This is a genomic window from Desulfoscipio sp. XC116 (genome assembly GCF_039851975.1).
Lineage (GTDB): Bacteria > Bacillota > Desulfotomaculia > Desulfotomaculales > Desulfallaceae > Sporotomaculum.
In genome coordinates this window covers 2888155-2907302 of sequence record NZ_CP156660.1, presented here as the reverse complement: position 1 = coordinate 2907302, position 19148 = coordinate 2888155, and the positions used below count along the sequence as shown (strand labels likewise).

Annotated in this window: 19 protein-coding genes and 1 other annotated feature; of the genes, 17 read left to right on the top strand and 2 right to left on the bottom strand. The window is 51.8% G+C overall.

The annotated features are described in order from the left end of the window. Positions 1-33: 33 nt before the first annotated feature. From pgeF to ileS, 14 genes are all read left to right on the top strand, one after another. The gene (gene pgeF / locus ABDB91_RS13930) at positions 34-855 is read left to right on the top strand and encodes a peptidoglycan editing factor PgeF (protein WP_347488310.1); all 822 of its coding nucleotides are present in this window, start codon (positions 34-36) and stop codon (positions 853-855) included. A gap of 23 nt (positions 856-878) precedes the next feature. Next, positions 879-1595 (top strand): response regulator transcription factor, encoded by a 717-nt coding sequence (locus tag ABDB91_RS13925; RefSeq protein ID WP_347488309.1) that lies wholly within the window; start codon positions 879-881, stop codon positions 1593-1595. Beyond that, positions 1592-2974, top strand: coding sequence for a phosphate regulon sensor histidine kinase PhoR (gene phoR, locus ABDB91_RS13920; RefSeq protein ID WP_347488308.1), 1383 nt, complete (start codon positions 1592-1594; stop codon positions 2972-2974). Before ABDB91_RS13925 ends, phoR begins: the two co-directional genes overlap by 4 nt. Positions 2975-3154: 180 nt before the next feature. Then, positions 3155-3910 (top strand): phosphate ABC transporter ATP-binding protein PstB, encoded by a 756-nt coding sequence (pstB, locus tag ABDB91_RS13915; protein ID WP_347488307.1) that lies wholly within the window; start codon positions 3155-3157, stop codon positions 3908-3910. Between the two features lie 18 nt (positions 3911-3928). Then, positions 3929-4588: a phosphate signaling complex protein PhoU gene (phoU, locus tag ABDB91_RS13910; protein WP_347488306.1), complete on the top strand. Its 660-nt coding sequence runs from the start codon at positions 3929-3931 to the stop codon at positions 4586-4588. A gap of 345 nt (positions 4589-4933) precedes the next feature. Beyond that, on the top strand, positions 4934-5872 hold the full coding sequence (locus ABDB91_RS13905; protein ID WP_347488305.1) for an HlyD family efflux transporter periplasmic adaptor subunit: 939 nt from the start codon (positions 4934-4936) through the stop codon (positions 5870-5872). 11 nt (positions 5873-5883) lie between these two features. Continuing rightward, entirely contained in the window at positions 5884-6549 is a 666-nt protein-coding gene (locus ABDB91_RS13900; RefSeq protein ID WP_347488304.1) for a YggS family pyridoxal phosphate-dependent enzyme, read from the top strand. A gap of 37 nt (positions 6550-6586) precedes the next feature. Further along, entirely contained in the window at positions 6587-7027 is a 441-nt protein-coding gene (gene sepF, locus ABDB91_RS13895; protein ID WP_347488303.1) for a cell division protein SepF, read from the top strand. A 20-nt stretch (positions 7028-7047) separates the two neighbouring features. Further along, positions 7048-7872 (top strand): pyrroline-5-carboxylate reductase, encoded by an 825-nt coding sequence (proC, locus tag ABDB91_RS13890; protein WP_347488302.1) that lies wholly within the window; start codon positions 7048-7050, stop codon positions 7870-7872. 16 nt (positions 7873-7888) lie between these two features. After that, a complete protein-coding gene (locus ABDB91_RS13885) occupies positions 7889-8161 on the top strand; it encodes a YggT family protein (protein WP_347488301.1) in 273 nt (90 codons plus the stop codon). A 15-nt stretch (positions 8162-8176) separates the two neighbouring features. Further along, complete coding sequence (locus tag ABDB91_RS13880) at positions 8177-8971, top strand: YlmH/Sll1252 family protein (protein WP_347488300.1); 795 nt, start codon at positions 8177-8179, stop codon at positions 8969-8971. 106 nt (positions 8972-9077) lie between these two features. After that, positions 9078-9791 (top strand): DivIVA domain-containing protein, encoded by a 714-nt coding sequence (locus ABDB91_RS13875; RefSeq protein WP_347488299.1) that lies wholly within the window; start codon positions 9078-9080, stop codon positions 9789-9791. Between the two features lie 161 nt (positions 9792-9952). Next, the gene (locus ABDB91_RS13870) at positions 9953-10240 is read left to right on the top strand and encodes a DUF167 domain-containing protein (RefSeq protein ID WP_347488298.1); all 288 of its coding nucleotides are present in this window, start codon (positions 9953-9955) and stop codon (positions 10238-10240) included. A gap of 49 nt (positions 10241-10289) precedes the next feature. Further along, positions 10290-10543 (top strand) — a binding site (T-box leader). Between the two features lie 46 nt (positions 10544-10589). Next, the gene (gene ileS / locus ABDB91_RS13865; RefSeq protein WP_347488297.1) at positions 10590-13391 is read left to right on the top strand and encodes an isoleucine--tRNA ligase; all 2802 of its coding nucleotides are present in this window, start codon (positions 10590-10592) and stop codon (positions 13389-13391) included. 147 nt (positions 13392-13538) lie between these two features. Here ileS and ABDB91_RS13860 read toward each other — a convergent pair whose 3' ends face one another. Further along, on the bottom strand, positions 13539-13862 hold the full coding sequence (locus ABDB91_RS13860) for a type II toxin-antitoxin system RelE/ParE family toxin (RefSeq protein ID WP_347488296.1): 324 nt from the start codon (positions 13860-13862) through the stop codon (positions 13539-13541). A 3-nt stretch (positions 13863-13865) separates the two neighbouring features. After that, the gene (locus ABDB91_RS13855) at positions 13866-14195 is read right to left on the bottom strand and encodes a type II toxin-antitoxin system Phd/YefM family antitoxin (RefSeq protein WP_347488295.1); all 330 of its coding nucleotides are present in this window, start codon (positions 14193-14195) and stop codon (positions 13866-13868) included. A 237-nt stretch (positions 14196-14432) separates the two neighbouring features. Between ABDB91_RS13855 and ABDB91_RS13850 the strand changes: the two genes are divergently transcribed. From ABDB91_RS13850 to ABDB91_RS13840, 3 genes are read left to right on the top strand one after another with little or no spacing between them, the layout of a single operon-like run. Next, the gene (locus ABDB91_RS13850; RefSeq protein ID WP_347488294.1) at positions 14433-17192 is read left to right on the top strand and encodes a hypothetical protein; all 2760 of its coding nucleotides are present in this window, start codon (positions 14433-14435) and stop codon (positions 17190-17192) included. Further along, on the top strand, positions 17189-18112 hold the full coding sequence (locus ABDB91_RS13845; protein ID WP_347488293.1) for an ABC transporter ATP-binding protein: 924 nt from the start codon (positions 17189-17191) through the stop codon (positions 18110-18112). Before ABDB91_RS13850 ends, ABDB91_RS13845 begins: the two co-directional genes overlap by 4 nt. Then, complete coding sequence (locus tag ABDB91_RS13840; protein ID WP_347488292.1) at positions 18112-19125, top strand: ABC transporter permease; 1014 nt, start codon at positions 18112-18114, stop codon at positions 19123-19125. Before ABDB91_RS13845 ends, ABDB91_RS13840 begins: the two co-directional genes overlap by 1 nt. Positions 19126-19148 lie beyond the last annotated feature (23 nt).

The window sequence follows — 19148 nt, the reverse complement described above, 5'->3', positions numbered from 1 at the left end:
TGGCCGATAAATCAAAAAGAAAGGAAATTGTGCATGCATGGTGGTTTTAATCTCCACCGCTGCGGTGATCTGGCTTATTTAACCGTGCCCTCCTTTACCGCCACCGGGCTGGTGGCTCATGCGTTTACCACCCGCTTGGGCGGAGTCAGTCCGCCGCCTTACCAATCCTTGAATCTGGGATTGCATGTAGGTGATGACCCCGGCGGCGTGGTGGTCAACCGTCAGCGGATATGCAGGGCTTTGGATGCAGACATCGGCTGTTTGGTAGCGGGTCGGCAGGTGCACGGCGACCGGGTAAGCACTGTACATGCGGTGCATGCCGGCCGGGGCGCCACTGCATGGGAGGATGCCTTGCCCGATGTAGATGCTTTGGTGACAGCCGAATCGTCCCTGTTGATTTCCAGTTATTACGCCGACTGCGTGCCTTTGCTGTTCCTTGATCCGGTGCGCCGGGTTATTGCTTTGGCCCATGCCGGTTGGAAGGGGACGGTATTGAATATAGGTGCTAAAACAGTACGTCATATGGCGGAGAACCATGCCAGTAGGGTGGAAAATATTTTAGCCGCGGTGGGACCGGCCATCGGACCTTGTTGTTACGAAGTCGACGCCCCTGTTATGGAAGCAGTGGAAAGTTGTTTGCCCGGCGGGCCGGCACCGGCCCGCCCCGGGCGGGCGGGACATTGGTGGCTGGACTTGCCCTCGGTAAACCGCCGCTTGCTGCTGGATGCGGGGGTACGGCCTGAAAATATCACTATGGCCGACTGCTGTACTTCTTGCCGGGACGATTTATTTTATTCGTATCGCAAACAAAATAGTCGTACCGGAAGGATGGCCTCGTTGATAATGCTTAAATAAATGCTGACCGGGGGATGATTTAAGTGCCCAGAATACTGGTTGTGGATGATGAAAAAAATATTGTGGAATTAATTAAGTTCAACCTGGAGCGGGAGGGTTTTCAAGTTATGGCGGCCTATGACGGCCAGGAGGCGGTCAATGAGGCGCAGGCCAAAGTGCCCGATTTAATTATCCTGGATGTGATGCTGCCCCGCATGGACGGTCTGGAGGTTTGCCGCCGGCTGAATCATAATTCAAATACCAGAAATATACCTATTATCATGCTTAGTGCCAAGGGAGATGAATTGGATAAAATACTGGGCTTGGAAATCGGCGCCGATGATTATGTCACCAAGCCCTTTTCTCCCCGTGAGCTGGTGGCCCGGGTCAAGGCCAGGCTGCGCCGGCTGCAGACCGGACAGGATAAAAAAGTCCATGACACCAGAGGTGCGAGGATGGTGCTGGGGCGATTGGTTATTGATCAAGAACGCTTTGAAGTGTTGGTGGACGGCGAACGCCAGGATCTGACTCCCAAAGAATTTGAACTGCTGCGCTTTATAGCCGGCGAACCGGGCAAGGTCTTTTCCCGGGACCATCTGCTGGAAAAAATTTGGGGCTATGATTTTGCCGGTGATTCCCGCACCGTGGATGTGCATATCCGGCATCTCAGACAAAAGCTGGAGAAGTATGATGGCATGCAGCAGTATATTGAAACAGTGCGCGGAGTGGGTTACCGGTTCAGGGAGGTGCCCGCGGAGTGAATTTAAATCGTTTTTTTCAAGGTGTTAGCTGGCGTCCGGTGGCCAGTTATTTTTTTATGCTGCTGCTTTTTCTTGCTTTTTTAAAACTTTATACCGTAGAAAAAATCAATATCGGTGCCGCTATAGCTGTGTTTTGGGTTATTACCATAGTGTTGGCCTGGGTGCTTTACCGCCGGGTTATCCAGCCGCTCAATGAAATTACTCAGACCGCACAGGAAATTGCCCGGGGCAACTTAAACCGGCAAATCAATATCTCCACCGAAGACGAAATAGGAGATTTGGCCAGGAGCATCAATGATATGGCTGCTCGTCTGCGAGCTACCATTGATGAAATTACGGAGCAGAAAAACCGAGCTCAGACTATATTAAACAGTATGGATGATTGTGTGATAGCGGTGGACCGGGAAGGCTGTATTATGATGGTCAATCCGATTGTGGAGACATTGTTCGAGGTAACCCGGACGGAGTGCATGGGTAAGAATATTTTGGAGGTAATTCGCAATTACGATTTGGACCATTTATTGAAAAGAGTGCAAAGCTGTCAAAAGCCACTGACCCGGGAAATTAAATTCCTTTCTCCCGAGCCGCGTATTTTTCACCTGCATATAACGCCGCTGTACGGCAGCGGGCAGGGTGGGGCCGTGGTGCTGCTGCGGGATATCACAGAGCGAAAAAACATGGAACAGCTGCGCAGCGAGTTCGTAGCCAATGTGTCCCATGAGCTGAGAACGCCGCTCACCTCTATCCGCGGCTTTGTGGAAACATTGCTGGAAAGTGGTACCGATGATCCGAAGATGACCAAGCATTTTCTGGAAATTATTGCTGATGAGACCAGGCGGCTGGCTATGCTGGTGGAAGATCTTCTGGACCTTTCCAGAATTGAGGAACGTCGGGCAGCGTACCGCTGGCAGCGGGTTAAAATAGGTGAGCTGGTAGACCGGGCGCTGGCGGTGTGCGGTACATCTGCCGAAGAAAAACAAGTGGCTATAAAAGCTAACCTGTCCTCCCGGCTGCCTTCTTTTTTCGGTGATCCTGATATGCTGTCCCAGGTGCTGATTAATCTGATGGACAATGCCATAAAATATACGCCGCCGGGGGGCAGCGTGACAATTAGCACTTCATTGTACGGTGATGAGCTCAGGTTGGACGTGGCCGATACCGGCGCGGGCATACCGGCGGATAGCCTGCCCCGCATATTCGAGCGCTTCTACCGGGTGGAAAAGGCGCGTTCACGGGAAATGGGCGGTACCGGGCTGGGGTTGGCTATTGTTAAGCATATTATCAAAGGGCACGGGGGGCGGATAGAAGTGAAAAGCGTTGTAGGTAAAGGTACCATATTTTCGGTATTCCTGCCCATGGACAGCCCTTCGGATAAGTAGCCGGGGGGCGGACCGGTTATTGGTCCCTACCGGAAAATTGTTCGGCGGAAATGTTATGGCTTATTTGGTATGCGTCTTAATCAAAAGTTAACAATGGCCTAACACCCATCTAATTTACGACTGGTACAATTATAAAGGTGCAACTGATTATGTATTAAGCTGATATGATGGGGTTGAAAAATGAACAGTAAAATATCGGTGCATAAATTAAACTTGTTCTATAAAGAATTTCAAGCCCTGCGGGATATTGATCTGGAAGTGACCGCCAACCTGGTTACCGCTCTGATTGGCCCGTCGGGCTGTGGTAAATCCACATTTTTACGCGTCTTAAACCGTATGAATGACTTGTATGAAGGCGTGCGGGTGCAGGGCCGGGTTTTGTTTGACGGTGAGGATATTTACCGTGAAAAGTGCGATGTAGTAAGCTTGCGCAAAAAGGTGGGAATGGTATTTCAGAAGCCCAACCCTTTTCCCATGTCCATATATGATAACGTTGCTTTTGGACCTCGCATTCATGGAATTAAAAATCGCAAGCAATTGGATGAAATTGTAGAAATGAGTTTGCGGGCGGCGGCTTTGTGGGATGAAGTGAGCGACCGCTTGCGTCAGGGGGCTCTTGGACTTTCCGGCGGACAGCAGCAGCGGTTGTGCATTGCCCGGTTACTGGCGGTGGAGCCCGAGGTGCTTCTGATGGATGAGCCTACCTCGGCTTTGGACCCTATTTCAACGCTTAAGGTGGAAGAACTTATCCAAGTGTTAAAACAGGACTATACCATTATCATTGTTACCCACAACATGCAGCAGGCGGCCCGGGTTTCCGATTATACCGCGTTTTTCCTGACCGGTGATTTGGTGGAGTACGGTGCCACCGGCGATATCTTTACCACACCTAAAGATCAGCGTACCGAAGATTATATAACGGGGCGTTTTGGCTAAAATATGGGGGGAGTATGCATGACAGCCAGGTCTAACTTTGAGAGAACCTTAAAAGAAATACAGCAGGATATTCTTCGTCTGGGCAGTCTGGTGGAGCAGGCGGTATACGATTCGGTGCAGGCGCTGGTGAAGCAGGACGTGGCCCTGGCCGCTCAGGTAATCATGGGCGATGAAATGATCGATGAACTGTATCTGGGAATTGAAGAAAAGTGCGTCAGGGTAATGGCCACCCAGCAGCCTATGGCCAAAGACTTGCGGGTAGCCGTAACCGGTATTAAAATATTGCTCAGTCTGGAGCGTATGGGCGACCACTGCGTGGATATTGCCCGGGCCACTATGTGCTTGTCCGGCCACCCCTTCACGGTTCGGCCGGTGCAATACATACCCGAAATGGCGGATATTGTGCAGCAGATGGTAAAAGACGGGCTGGACGCCTATGTTAAAAGGGATGTTCATAAAGCCACGGATATGTGTGCCATGGACGATGAAGTGGACTTTATTTTTAATCGCATATTTCGCGAATTAATTGGCTGTATGAAAGAAAAACCGGTCAATGTATACCAGTCTGCTTATTTACTATACGTCAGCAGATATATTGAGCGGATTGCCGACCATGCTACCAATATAGGCGAGGCTGTTATCTATTTGGTAACCGGTGAGCGGCACGAGCTGAATTAGGTGCTTGATGCCGAAATGAGCGGCGCCGGTTGTTAAGCTGGACTCTCGTGATGCGCGTATATATTGTGTATTGTATACTCTAAAAATAAATTTAGCTATTTTGACCCTTTAGGGTCGTTTTTTTATTTCTCAGGCAGGAAATTTTAGTTTTGCGAGGTAGATAATAATATATATTGGTTTAGCAAGGCTATGATGGATATGATTTGACAAAACTTTAAGAAAATAGATCGTTTTACCTATTCCCATATATGTTGCGCTGTGCAATCATATAAATTAATACAAATTTCTATGCAACAGTGCCTGAATTGTACTTGGTACTAACTAAATAGCTAAAGGGGGGACAGTGTGGGCAAATACAGAGTGCGTCCCGGTCGGTTTATCCTTGTGCTGATTGCGTTAGTGTGCGGGACGGGATTAACTCTTTGGGGTGCCTGGAATACACTGGCCTGGGCCAAAAATAATGTGCTGCTGCATTTGCTCGATGTGCAGTCCCTGGAACATGATGAAATTAGGGAAACCCTGGCTGTTGAAGGTTTGCTGATAAAGCATGAGGAGCCGGTTAAAGCGCCGGCAGCCGGTCGGTTGCGGCTGCTGGTACAGGACGGCGATCGGCTGCGTACGGGAGCGCTGCTGGCTGAGATAAGTGGTACTGTGGACCAAAAGGTTTGGAGCCCCGGAGCGGGTGTCTTCTGTACCCATTTGGATAATTTGGAAAGTGTGCTTGTACCCGGTATGATTGATGTATTGGATATGAGTGCGGTTGAAAAAATAAGCGGCAGCGTGCCGCCGATAGCGGATGAAGTGGCCGGCGGGCAGCTTATCGGCAAAGTGGTAGACAATTTGCAGCCACTGCTGGTTTTCATCCAGCTGGATAATTTGGATGAATCCGCGGCTCGTTCATTTAAAAAGAATACGGCGGTGACCTTGCTTGGGGAAGACAGGAAGCTGGCGGGAAAGATAATTCAGGCCGGTCTTGGGGAAAATACTCTAAGTATGTTCGTAGAATTATCCCGATATCCGGAAAATTACATCCATGAACGGAGAGTGCGGCTTGATTTGGTTACCCGGCAGATGACCGGCTGGCTGGTGCCTGAAGAGTCGATAGTTTTTAAAGAAGGTAAACCGGGCCTTTATGTAATATCCAAGCAAGCTATTCGCTGGATGCCGGTTGCGGTGCATGACCGTTTGCAAGGTATGGCGGCTGTTAGCGGCGATGCGTTAAGCAACTCGGTACATTTTATAAAAAACCCCGGTTGGGCGCGGGAAGGTGTCCGGCTGAATTAGGCGGTGATGCAATGGAAGTGTGGGACAATCTGCAGCAAGTCAGGGAAAAAGTACGCTTAGCTGCTGCCCGGGCCGGTCGTGATTTAAAACAGATTAAAATAATAGCCGTAACCAAAAAGGTGGAAGTGCCCCGTATACGGGAAGTTGTTCAAGGGGGAGTTATTGACCTGGGAGAAAACCGGGTTCAGGAATTGAATGATAAAATCACCGCTTTGCCGGCTGATATACACTGGCATATGATTGGCCACCTGCAGACCAATAAGATAAAATATGTGGTGGGCCGGGTGGATTTGATTCATTCCCTGGATCGTTTCAGCCTGGCCGAGGAGATTAACCGGCGTGCTGTTAAGCTTGGGGTGGCGGCCCGGGTGCTGGTTCAGGTGAATACCTCCGGAGAAAAAACCAAATACGGACTGTCTTCTGTGGAATTACCCGATTTTCTCACGGCGTTACGGGATTTGCCCCAAATATCGGTACAAGGGTTAATGACTATTGCTCCCTATGCTCCGAATCCTGAAGAAGTTCGTCCTTACTTCAGGGAACTGCGGTTGCTGGCTGATAGACATGGTTTAGAACACCTTTCCATGGGTATGACCAATGATTTTGAAGTGGCAGTGGAGGAAGGCGCCGATATGCTTCGTTTGGGTACGGCGATCTTTGGCTCCCGTGTATATTAAATAACTTAATTATGAGTGAAAGGGACGGTGGGTGAATGTGGCAAGATTAATGGACAGAATGCTTAATTTCATGGGTTTTGAGGAGGAACAGGAAGAGGGTCGGGAACAGGATCTGCGTGCCATTGAAGAGGAAAAAACGGTTATCCAGAAACCCAGGAAAAATAAAGGCCAGGTGGTTAGCTTGCACAGCCAGCGGCAGATGCGGGTTTCAGTAGTTGAGCCCAAAAGCTTTGACGAAGTACAGGTTATTGCCGATAATTTAAAGAATCACCGACCGGTAATTGTTAACTTGGAACAGGCCGAGCCCGAGCTGGCTAAACGAGTGGTTGATTTTGTCAGTGGTGCCACATACGCGCTGGACGGCAGCATGCAAAAAGTAGGCAAAGGTATTTTCCTTTTTGTGCCCAGTAATGTGGATATAGAAGTTGATCTAAAGGAACAAATTAAAGAAAAGGGTATTTTGAACTGGGTGAAGTAAGCACGGGAGGATGCTAAATCATGGAACTGGGAGAAAAAAGGCTGGGCCTTATCGGCGGAGGAGCGATGGCGGAGGCGCTGATCACGGGTTTAACCCGCGCTGAGCTGATTTTGGCGCGGCAGATAACGGTCAGTGACTTGAATGAGCAGCGCAGGAATTATCTGGCGGAAAAATTTGCGGTTGGGGTAACAACCGCAAATAACGCGGTGGTTGCCGATGCTGATATAATTATTTTAGCCCTAAAGCCGTTTGTTATGGGTGATGTGTTAGAACAAGCGGGTGCTTATTTCACCCCGGAGCACACTGTAATTTCTATTGCCGCGGGTATTACCACTACATACATAGAAAAATTTCTAACCGGTCAAGTGCCGGTAGTACGGGTGATGCCGAATACGCCTGCGCTGCTGGGTGCCGGAGCTGCGGCAGTGTGCTGTGGACAATGGGCCACAGACTTACACCGGGAATTGGCTTTAACTATATTCGGCGCGGTGGGCCGGGCGGTATCGGTGCCCGAAAAATTAATGGATGCGGTAACCGGACTTAGCGGCAGTGGCCCGGCATATATGTATATCATAGCCGAGGCGCTGGCTGATGCCGGGGTGCGCATGGGGCTGCCGCGAGACGTGGCCCTGACTTTGGCTTCGCAGACTATGCTGGGCAGTGCCCGCATGATATTGGAAACCGGCTGCCATCCGGGGGTGCTCAAGGACATGGTAACCACACCCGGGGGTACTACCATTGAGGGATTGTATGCCCTTGAAGAGGGCGGTATAAGAGCCGCGCTGTACCGGGCTGTGGAAGTCGCCTGCCGGCGTTCCGGCCGGCAATCCGGGAACAACAAATAACCAAATGGGGTGAATTATGAACATTGGTGTTGCAACAGTAGTTTACTATGCCATCGAGGTATATACCTGGTTGATTTTTATCCGTATTATTCTATCCTGGGTCAGGGTGAACCCTTATCAGCCGGTGGTCAGGTTTATATTTGAAACCACTGAACCGGTGTTGGGCTTTTTTAGGAGGCTGATTCCTCCGGTAGGTATGATCGATTTTTCACCGATAGCCGCCTTTTTTGCGCTTAAGCTATTGGGTACTTTAATTATAAGACTGTTGCATTCTATAGGTATTTATTAAAACGGGGTGAGCATTATGTTCCCGGACAAATTTCTGAGCCTGGCAGTTAATCGGGAGGACAAGGAAACATTGGCCCGGGTTCTGGACCTGGCGGAAGTGGCTAAACAAAGCCACCGGCCACAGGTTACTGACTTTTACGATCCCTGTCGCTGTGCAATGATTGCTCGGGCAGTGGGATATATTCCCGACCTGGCGGTGGCGGTGGACGGTGGCTATCCCGCGGCGGAAAGATCGCGGGTTTTAATTTCTCCCGATTATGTAGACCCCGGGAACGCTGATGCCGGGCTGGACTTTCTTGATGTGCGAGGTAACTTTCGTTTTAAGACCGTTACCCATCGGGATTATCTGGGGGCGCTGCTGGGTCTTGGCCTGCGCCGGGAGAAGCTCGGGGATATACTTGTAGGTGAGAATGGCGCCCAGCTTATTGTGGCCGCGGAGGTAGCCGGTTTTATCAAAGTGGGGCTTACCGGTGTGGGGCGTGTTAGGGTCACCGTTCAGGAAATTAGCCGGGCAGCCCTTAAACCGCCCGTCCGGGATTATCGTGAAATTAAGGTTACAGTACAGTCGCTGCGCCTGGATGCGGTGGCGTCCTGCGGGTTCGGACTGTCCCGAACTAAAATGGCCCGCGAAATTGCGGCCGGTAAAATATACCTTAACTGGCGCCCTTGCCTTAATCCTTCTGCGCCGATACGCTCCGGTGATATGATTTCCGCTCGCGGCCGCGGCCGTGTGGCTGTGGAACAAACCGGCGGGCAGACAAAAAAAGGCCGCACCAACCTGTTGCTGCATCGCTACGGCTTAGCCCGTTAAAATGAACTCGTTCAGCTAAGCCGAACAGCAGGGTTGCAGATGGGGATTCTGCCCCACCTGAATTTAAAATAGGCACTCCCACTTGTAGAAGTGGGAGCTTGGGAATTTGATCAAAAAATCTGTTGCGGAGGTGTCGCATATGCTCACCCCACTGGATATCCAGAAAAAAGAGTTCAGACGCTCCTTTCGTGGTTATAATGAGGAAGAAGTAGACAAGTTCCTTGATCAGCTGATACAAAATTATGAGACGTTGTATCTGGAAAACCATTCTTTAAGGGAAAAACTGGAAAATGGCGAAGTGGCTATAGCGCGATATCTGGAAATGGAGAAAATAATTAAAGACGCTGTTATTATGGCGCAGAAAAATGCCGATGATCTGCAGCGTAATGCCCGGCAGGAGGCTGAGCTGCAGCTTGAAAATGCCCGTTTGCAGGCCGAGAAAATTATCGGTGATACCGAGGAAAAAGCGGGGCGGCTGGTTCAGGAAGCGCGGGAGCGGGCAAGGTACCGCATTGAAGAGGCTGAAAGCCGGGTTAGAGATGTTATGGAAGAATATCGCTTTTTTAATAAGCAGGCCCAGATGTTTCGGGTTAAATTTCGTTCTTTCCTGGATGCCCAAATAAGCTTGCTGGACGGTCAGGAAGAAGAGGCCCGGGAATTGATGAATAGTGGGGGGCCGGGTTGGCTGGAAGCGGCCGCGGGCCGGGCCGACGTTGTTGCCGGTGGCGATGCCGGCGAGGATGGACAAGGTGCCGTGCCGCAAGCTGAGCCTGGTGCTGACGGTGATGGGGCCGGGGCGCGGGAAGACGGTGAGGATTAATGACGTATTGGTCGGGTTGGTTTGTATAGATAGAATAACTGGTTTATAGATCATGAAATAGTAAACTAACAGCGAACTGTTTTTATATATAGCAGACAGCGGTTATTTAAAATAATTACAGCAAGGAATTTGCGGTGCAACCGGTGGGAGGCGGCGGAGCCATGCTGGATATTAAAGAGGATGCGGGTGGTGTATCCATTAAAGTACGGGTGCAGCCCCGGGCCGCTAAAAACCAAGTGGCCGGTGTCCTGGACGGTGCTCTGAAGGTTCGGCTTACCGCCCCGCCGGTGGATGGCGCGGCCAATAAGGCCTGCTGTGCATTTATCGCCGAACTGCTGGGGGTGGGCAAAGGCCGGGTGGCTGTTTGCCGGGGGCATACCGGGCGCAATAAAACGGTGCGGGTTGAAGGGCTAACTGTCCGGCAGGTGTGTGATAAGCTCAATTATTGACTGAGCGGGCGTTATTTTATATAATAATGTAGTTGTAAATTGTCGATACAAAGTGCCTGTGATCGGGAAGAGTAAACGGCGTGACTGCCCAGAGAGTCCGGGTTAGGTGTGAGCCGGGCGCAGTTTAAACCGCTTGAAAATCACCCGGGAGGCGACGGCTGAAATTCCCCCGGGAGATTAAGCCAGTCCGGCGGCCACCGTTACGGCTATGCAAGTGGGACCGGTTTTCTATGCGAGCACGGCTATCTGAGCCTGTATGCCGGTCCAATCAGGGTGGTACCACGGAAAATATCCGTCCCTTTAGCGGGGCGGTTTTTTATTGGCCAAATCATATGATTGAGGTGTCATTATGGATTACGGAAAAACACTTAATTTACCTAAAACCGACTTTCCCATGCGGGGGAACCTGCCCCAGCGGGAGCCGGAAATTATGCAGTTCTGGGAACAAGACGATATTTACCGCCAGGTACGGCGGCATAACAGCGGCAAACCCAAGTTTATACTGCATGACGGTCCTCCCTACGCCAACGGTCACATTCACCTGGGGCACACGCTGAACAAAGTGCTCAAGGATATTGTGGTTAAGTTTCACTCCATGGCGGGCTACGATGCCCCCTATGTGCCGGGCTGGGATACCCACGGTCTGCCTATTGAGCAGCAGGCTATCAAAAACCTGGGCCTTAACCGCCATGCTGTGGATACAGTGGAGTTCCGCCAAAAGTGCAGGGAATATGCTTTAAAATTCGTGGATATCCAGCGGGAGGAATTCAAGCGTCTGGGTGTGCGGGGGGATTGGGAGCATCCGTACGTGACCTTGATGCCCCACTTCGAGGCGCGGCAAATCGGCGTGTTTGGCGAAATGGCCAAGCGGGGCTATATTTATAAAGGATTAAAGCCGGTGTACTGGTGCGCCGCTTGTGAAACCGCTCTGGCCGAGGCTGAGGTGGAATATGCCGATAAAAAATCTCCCTCCATTTATGTTAAATTTCCGGTGCGGGACGGCAAGGGGATTTTACCGGAGGAAAATACCTACGTGGTCATCTGGACCACTACCCCCTGGACATTGATTGCCAATATGGCTATTACTTTGCACCCGGAATTTGATTACCTGCTTATGGAAGCAGACGGTCAAAAATTGCTCGTAGCCCAAGAGCTTAAGGCGGCGTTTTTGCGGGAAACCGGCCTGTCCGAAGGCGGTATTATTGGCCGGTACAAGGGTAATCAATTGGAAGGCATTGTGTGCGGCCATCCTTTTTTAGACCGTGACTCGGTGCTTATTCTGGGTGACCATGTTACCCTGGAGGCCGGTACGGGCTGCGTACACACTGCGCCGGGGCATGGTCACGAAGACTATCTGGTAGGTCTAAAGTATAATCTGCCCATCTTTTCACCTGTGGACGGCCGGGGCCGGTTCACCGATGAGGCCGGTCAATTTGCCGGGCAGTTATACCATGAAGCCAACGCCGGCGTACTGGATACTCTGCGAGAGACAGGCGCATTAATCAAGTCCGATAAAATCAGCCACCAGTATCCGCACTGCTGGCGCTGTAAAAAACCGGTATTTTTCCGGGCCACCGAGCAGTGGTTTGCTTCCATTGACGGCTTTCGCCGGACGGCTCTGGATGAGATAGACAAAGTGCGCTGGATACCCGCCTGGGGCCGGGACAGAATCCATAACATGGTGGCCAACCGGGGCGACTGGTGTATTTCCCGCCAGAGGACCTGGGGAGTGCCCATTCCCATATTTTATTGCAAGTCCTGCAACAAGGAAATTGTAAATGACGAAACCATCAGTAATTTACAAAAGCTGTTCCGGGAACACGGCTCGGACGTCTGGTTTGCCCGGGAGGCGGCCGAACTGGTGCCGCCGGGACTGACCTGCCCTGTTTGCGGGGCCAAGGAGTTTACCAAGGAAACCGATATTATGGATGTGTGGTTCGATAGCGGCTCCAGTCACCTGGCGGTGCTGGATGAACCAAACATTTGGCCCGATCTCACCTGGCCGGCGGATTTATACCTGGAGGGCAGCGATCAGCACCGCGGCTGGTTTAACTCTTCATTAAGCACATCGGTGGCGGTAACGGGGCGGGCCCCCTACCGGGCGGTGCTTACCCACGGCTTTTTAGTGGATGAAAACGGGCGCAAAATGAGCAAATCACTGGGCAACGTGGTAGACCCGTTAAAGGTAATCAAACAAATGGGCGCCGATATTTTGCGCCTGTGGGTGTCTTCGGCGGATTACCGGGGCGATCTGGCGGTGTCGCAAAATATCCTCAAACAATTAACCGAGGCTTACCGTAAAATAAGGAACACCTGCCGGTTTATGCTGGGTAACCTTTATGACTTTAAGCCCGAACAAGACTGCGTGCCGTATGAAAAAATGACCGAGCTGGATCGCTACGCCATGTTGAAACTGCACCGTTTGATCGAGCGGGTGCTAGAGGCGTATCGCGATTACGAATTCCACGTGGTTTACCACGCCATCCACCATTTTTGCACGGTGGATATGAGCAACCAATACTTGGATATTATTAAGGACCGGCTATATTGTGAGAAAGCGGATTCGGAGCCGCGCCGCTCGGCTCAAACGGTGATGTACCAGTCATTGCACGCGCTGGTGCGCTTACTGGCTCCCATATTGGCTTTCACTACCGAGGAAATGTGGCGTTACGTGCCTAAAGCGGCGGACGCGCCGGCAAGTGTCCAGCTTACCGATATGCCCGAGCCGGATGACCGGTATGTGGATGCGGCTCTGGAAGAAAAATGGGGGCAGCTGATGAAAATCCGCGGCCTGGTAACCCGGGCGCTGGAAAAGGCCCGCCAGGAAAAGGTCATCGGCAATTCTCTGGAGGCCAGGGTGCATCTGTACGCTGATGAAAAAATTACTGAGTTGATTAAACCGTACTACCGGGATCTGGCCGTACTGTTCATCGTGTCCGGGGTCACCATGCATGCGTTGCCTGAAAAAACCGCCGCCGCCATGGAGGTTGACGATATGCCCGGCCTGGCTGTAGGCGTATCCCGGGCCGCCGGTGTCAAATGCTCCCGCTGCTGGATGTACCACGAGGATGTGGGGCAAAACGCCGCTCATCCCGAAACCTGCCCCCGCTGTGCCGCGGTGCTGGAACAAACCGGCGGGGCCGGGTGCTGATAAGCGTGCCGGCTGGTTTGGCTGGGTATTAAATGCCCGGGGCTTTAGATATTGCTCTTAGGCGCTGTGCCGTTAATAAAGAGGCGGTCTGCAACCCTGCAGACCGTCTCTTTGTATAGATATTCTTCTGTAGTAGGGTAATCATTATCATTTATCCGTTCTTGTTCTTCTGCGCGCTATCAAGTAAGCCTCATTATCCGCTCTTACAGATATTACAACTATCCTCATTACTTCATTTTCCCTTACCAGTTTGTACACCACTCGCAAGCCGGGCTTTTTCAGCTTTATTTTAAGGTGCCTGGCTAGTCTTGTGTTGTTCCTATTGCCAAGGGGTTTGCCATATCCGCCTTCTGTCTGTGGCAAAGGATTGTTTGATACTTTATCAATCGCTTTGAGTACAAGTAAGCGTTGACTGTAATCAAGTCGTTTTAAATCCTCTACTGCTTCTTTAATATACTCTACTTGCCACATTTGCTACTCAAGCTCAACATTGGTATTATCCAAGTCTGCTTTATTTATACCAAGCTCGGACAATACTTTATCTTGGGGAATAAAATCTTCAGATTTGGCGTTTTCCATACGTTTTTCGGCTTCCAGAAACAAGGAGTATTCCTCTATGATCTCAATCATTTGTTCGTAAACCTCAGGCGTTAAAAGGACACCTGTTGGTATGTTGTTTTTCAATACTATTTTAAACCCGGTTTCCTTGACCTCGTCGAAGATTTTATTAGCTTCACCTTTATTAAATCGGGATATCGGCACCAGAGAATTCATGAATTTACTTAGAGATATTTTTTCCCGCATATTATCAAGCCCTTTTCTTTTTTACAATTATCTATCCAAGGATTCGTTTAATAATATTATATGCTTTATCTATAAATATACCAACATATTTAATGTTAAATTTAATATTGCAAGTTGTTTCGTTAATAGTAAAATATGCAAAATATTGTTTTCGTCGCACGATAATTGGGAACATAAACCAAAATGAATACGTCAAGTATATTTATATAGGACATTTTAGCTTGGAGGTGTTCGTGATTGCCTGGATATGCTGATTGGTTGCTAAACCGGCTTGCCGGCCTGTTTGGCAGCATCGGAGCGCCGGAGCGGGCCCGGCGCCGGGGCTGGTGGTCGAAACGGTGGTCGAAACAACCCGCGGTACTTTTAAACAATAACGGTGGAATAGGCAGGTCAAGGGATAGTTTCTTTCCTTCACATGCAACTGTATTTAAAAAGATCGTCGGTAGACGGCCGGCCATGGCGCTGGTGGTTGCTTTAACATGTTTATTACTGATTCCGCCGGGTGCCGCCGGCGCTGCGCCGGACAAACCCGTGCAGCTGAAAGCTGAAATTGGCTGGCAGGGGAAAGGAGTGCCGGGGCGGTACATACCCGCCGTGGTGAAGGTGGAAAACACCGGAGATCATGATCTGGCCGGAGTGCTGCAGGTTATCAATTATAACAAGTCTATGCATGCGCCCCCGCCCGGATCGCCGTCCGGTACCCAGCCGGTGACCAGTTATTTCCCCGCTGCTGCGTTTGGTGAAAAAATTTCGCTGCCTGCCGGCGGGACAAAAAAAGTGACGCTCTGGTTTCCCATGAACGAGTCCGGTGAACGGGTCGATTTTGTATGGCAAACGGGCGATAAGGAACTGGCCAGGATTACTGCCAAAGTGCCCAAGACTAATGTTAGCGGGCCACTGCCCGGTGCCATCGGAGTACTGGGTGATATTCCTCCGGCCCTGGAAAGAGCGCGTCTTATTATGCCCGACGGGGCGCCCCGGATACCGCTGGTGTTGCAGCTTACCGGTGAATTGTTTCCCCGCCGGGTGGGAGAACTTAACGCGTTTAGCACCATACTGGTAACGGGCGGGGGAGCAGTCGAATTAAACAGTGAACAGCGCCAGGTACTCAATGAATGGGTTAAAGGTGGCGGTATACTGGCGGTGAGCGGGGGGCTGGAAATTGAAGACGCCCTATCTGCGCTGCCAGCCGGTGCTGTTGCAGTGCATGTGGAGCAAATAGGACAGCAAAAAGCATGGGGCCCGGCGGCCGATTGGCTGAATGTAACTGCCGGCCCATCCGCTGCCGCGCCGCTGGCCCGCCTGTCCGGTGACGGGAAGTCCTGGGGTCCGGCGGGACTTGCTCTGGGGGAAAGTTTTAGCGTAGGGTACGGGCAAATAGTTGTGCTGGGTTTTAGCCCTTCTCAGATTCCCTGGCAGTCCGGGGTTTTGGGGGAAGGCCTGTGGAAGAAGTTCTTAACGATGTCGAGCATGGAGCAGCGGAATTATGATGCCAACTACAGCGAAAACCGGTTGGGTAATTTAATGCATTTGACCGATAATTTACCTGCTTCAGTTTACCCGGGCTGGCACTCGGTGGGTCTTTTCCTGCTGGTCTTTATAGCGGCAGCCGGGCCGGGTGTTTACTGGCTGCTGCGCCGTTACGGACGCCCGGAATATACCTGGCTTGCAGTGCCGCTGTTGGCCGTTTTGTTTACCGGCGCGGTTTATCTTTATATGCTCAGAACCGGCGGTAATGTGCTGGTTAATGTTGTGCAAGTGGTGGACAATCGGCAAAACGGTCAGCTAACGGGCTATACAGCTGTGGGATGTTTTGCGCCCACCCTTGCGAATTTTACCGCTACGCTGGAAGAACCGGATCGGGCAGTGCAGGTGTTGCCTCAGGGCGGACGTTCCCCCGAATACATGGGCGAAAAGGATAATCCTGTTTATTCGGTAATTAGAGGATCTGATCTGTCGGTGCATTTTAATGATACTTCTCAGTGGCATACGCGCGCTTTTGCCTTTCAAAATAATGATTTGGCTGAGATAATGCGCGATGTGACTGCGGTTGTAAATGTGCAGGGGAATAAGATAACCGGCCGGGTGTACAATAAAACTAATATGCAGTTGGACCACGTGGTGATGTTTTTGGGTTCTCGATATAAAGTAGCGGGAGATCTGCCTCCGGGTGGTTCGGCGACAATGGAAATAGAAGTCGGCGTGCCCCGGTATAATGCCGGCGGTCAGTCCTGCCCGGATTTTGAATGCCCGTCTTCCTGGCAGGTATTTATGTATCCGGACGGGCCGCCGGTTGCCTCCAAACAGGGCATGTCCGCGGAGCCTTCGGTTAATCGCCGGCTGGATGTGTCGGAACAGCGGTGGGCTAACTTACTGGATAATTGTAGGGATGGCATTCTGCACCGCGGCCCGGTGGAAACCGGTTGGCCGCTGACCGTGCTGGCCTGGAGCGACAGCCCGGGGGGCGATCTGGGGGTTAAAGAACTTTTCCGCCCGCCGCATTATTTAACCGTGCTTGTACTGGAGCCGGAAATCAAACTGCCGGCGGGATCGTTTGCCATCCCGGCCGGGATGGTGGTGCCGGAGGTGGTGGAATCCCAAATACGGGGCATGTCTGGCCATGATAATTTGAGGATTATGGAGGGCGGTTCCATTACCCTGGGGTTTAAGCCTCGCTTGCCCGCAGACGCAAGTTTAAATAAAATTGGGGTTCAATTCGACTATTTTGCCGCCGGGGGTAACGGCAAAGGGTTGAGTTCCCCGGCGGCTCGGCCGGGTGCGGTGCCGGAAGGAGTGCTGGAGGTATATCACCCCGGTAAAAATATTTGGCAGCCTTTGTCGGGCTCCGGTATTTTTAACCTGACCGGTGACTATGCCGCTTCGAGCGGTGAAGTGTTGCTGCGTATAACGGGGGGCGACCCCAAGAAGGGTACGGGTTTTTATTTTCTGACCCCCACGGTGGCTTATGAGGGGGTTAACGGGGGTGGAAATAGATGATTTCAACCAATGGATTGATTAAAAAATACGGGCGGACTTTAGCTTTGCAAGGATTGGATTTAGAAGTGCCCCTGGGGGCTGTATATGGCTTTATCGGCCAAAACGGCGCGGGTAAAACCACTACCCTGCGCATACTGGCCGGTCTTTTGCGGCCCGATGCGGGGGAAGCCGCTGTGGCCGGGCGGGATGTGCTGCGTGATCCCCGGGGCATTCGGGAAGTGGTAGGCTATATGCCCGACTTCTTTGGTGTTTATGATGATTTGCGGGTGGGAGAGTATTTGCTGTTTTACGCCGCCGCCTATGGCATTCGCGGGGTTACTGCCCAAAAGCTGCGGGATGATTTGTTGGAACTGGTGGAGTTGGGGCACAAACGGGATGTTTTTGTCGATACGCTGTCCCGGGGTATGCAGCAGCGCTTGTGTCTGGCCCGGTCACTGATCCATGATCCCCAGGTGTTGCTCTTGGATGAGCCGGCCAGTGGGCTGGACCCCGTGGCCCGGGTGGAAATGAGGGAAATTTTGCGGGAGCTGTGCCGGCTGGGCAAGACCATTATTATTAGCAGCCATATATTAACCGAGCTGGCTGATTTATGCACTTATGTGGGAATGATCAGCGAGGGGCGTTTGCTGCGGCAGGGGCCGCTGAATGATTTACTGGCAGGCGACCGGCTGCGCCGGTTTATACTGCGCAGCAACGGCCCGGCAGACGCGGCCGCGGAGATAATCAAAGGCTGGCCCGGTGCGGCTATAATTAATAACCTACCGGAACAGGTGGAATTTCAGCTTAGCGGCGCTGCCGATGATGTAGCGTTGCTGCTCAAGGAGATTATCGGTGCGGGATTGCCGGTGGTGCATTACGCGCAAACGGAGCAAAGCCTGGAAGATACATTTATTCAATTGGCCCGGGAGGTGAATGGCTGATGGATGGCTGGAAAAAACATTGGGACGGGCTGCGCAATGGATTAACCCCCATGCTGGGCAAGGAAATGCGTTCCCGCACCAGGGGGTGGCTGTCCCCGGTTTTGCTTTCCATATATTTGGGCTTGCTCAGTATGGGCACGGCGGCCTTTCTCTGGCTCAGTTTGGATCGGAGCAGTAATATTTCCCCCCAGGTGGGCCTTTCCCTATACAGTATACTGGTGTTTGGACTGGTGATGCTGCTGGCGTTTATTGCTCCGGCCGTGGCTGCCGGCGCTATCAGCGGCGAACGGGAGCGGCGCACTTATGATCTGCTGCTGGTAACCAAGGCATCCCTGACCGGGATTGTGCTGGGCAAGTGGCTGGCCTCGCTGGCTTATTTACTTTTTCTGGTGCTGGCGGCCCTGCCCCTGCTGGCCGTGGTGTATCTGTTCGGCGGGGTGCCGCCGGGTATATTGCTGGTGGCTGTGTTAATTTGTTTTTTGACCGGACTTGGCTACGGTGCGCTGGGCTTGTGTCTGTCTTCTCTGCTGCGGCGCAGCCAGGCCGCCACCATAGTATCACTGGTGCTGGTATTTACGCTTATTTTCGGCACACCTCTGGTAGCCGGTATCGTAGCTGCCGGCAACAATTATGACGGCCCGTATTACGCTGACGGGCCGGCGGATTACCAGTTGCCCCAGGTGCCCTGGTATGTTTATATGAGTCCTCTGGCGGCACTGGCAGATGCTATGCCGGGCGCGGGAGAAATCAGTCCCGGCCGGGGTATTCCCCTGGTTAGTTCGCTTATGGATGAATTAATGCGCCAGTTCCAGCCCCAGGCGGCACGCGAATACGCTATGAAAATGGGTTATGCCACAAATTACACCTCCTCCGGCAGCGGTACAACCGTCCGGGAAAAGTCAAAACCCCGGGGGGTGACTGTCTGGCCCTTTTGGGCCCGTTTCGCTTTAAACCAGGTGATCCTGGCACTGCTCTGCCTGCTTATAGCCAGGGTCAGGCTTAAACTATCTTAAACTAACTGTATTATTTAGATATG

Coding starts and splice junctions, on each gene's coding strand:
- ABDB91_RS13870 (WP_347488298.1), top strand. CDS start 9,953: ATGCTGGATATTAAAGAGGATGCGGGTGGTGTATCCATTAAAGTACGG.
- ABDB91_RS13840 (WP_347488292.1), top strand. CDS start 18,112: ATGGATGGCTGGAAAAAACATTGGGACGGGCTGCGCAATGGATTAACC.
- ABDB91_RS13900 (WP_347488304.1), top strand. CDS start 5,884: ATGGAAGTGTGGGACAATCTGCAGCAAGTCAGGGAAAAAGTACGCTTA.
- ABDB91_RS13845 (WP_347488293.1), top strand. CDS start 17,189: ATGATTTCAACCAATGGATTGATTAAAAAATACGGGCGGACTTTAGCT.
- proC (WP_347488302.1), top strand. CDS start 7,048: ATGGAACTGGGAGAAAAAAGGCTGGGCCTTATCGGCGGAGGAGCGATG.
- ABDB91_RS13885 (WP_347488301.1), top strand. CDS start 7,889: ATGAACATTGGTGTTGCAACAGTAGTTTACTATGCCATCGAGGTATAT.
- pgeF (WP_347488310.1), top strand. CDS start 34: ATGCATGGTGGTTTTAATCTCCACCGCTGCGGTGATCTGGCTTATTTA.
- ABDB91_RS13880 (WP_347488300.1), top strand. CDS start 8,177: ATGTTCCCGGACAAATTTCTGAGCCTGGCAGTTAATCGGGAGGACAAG.
- pstB (WP_347488307.1), top strand. CDS start 3,155: ATGAACAGTAAAATATCGGTGCATAAATTAAACTTGTTCTATAAAGAA.
- ileS (WP_347488297.1), top strand. CDS start 10,590: ATGGATTACGGAAAAACACTTAATTTACCTAAAACCGACTTTCCCATG.
- ABDB91_RS13855 (WP_347488295.1), bottom strand. CDS start 14,195: ATGCGGGAAAAAATATCTCTAAGTAAATTCATGAATTCTCTGGTGCCG.
- phoU (WP_347488306.1), top strand. CDS start 3,929: ATGACAGCCAGGTCTAACTTTGAGAGAACCTTAAAAGAAATACAGCAG.
- ABDB91_RS13860 (WP_347488296.1), bottom strand. CDS start 13,862: ATGTGGCAAGTAGAGTATATTAAAGAAGCAGTAGAGGATTTAAAACGA.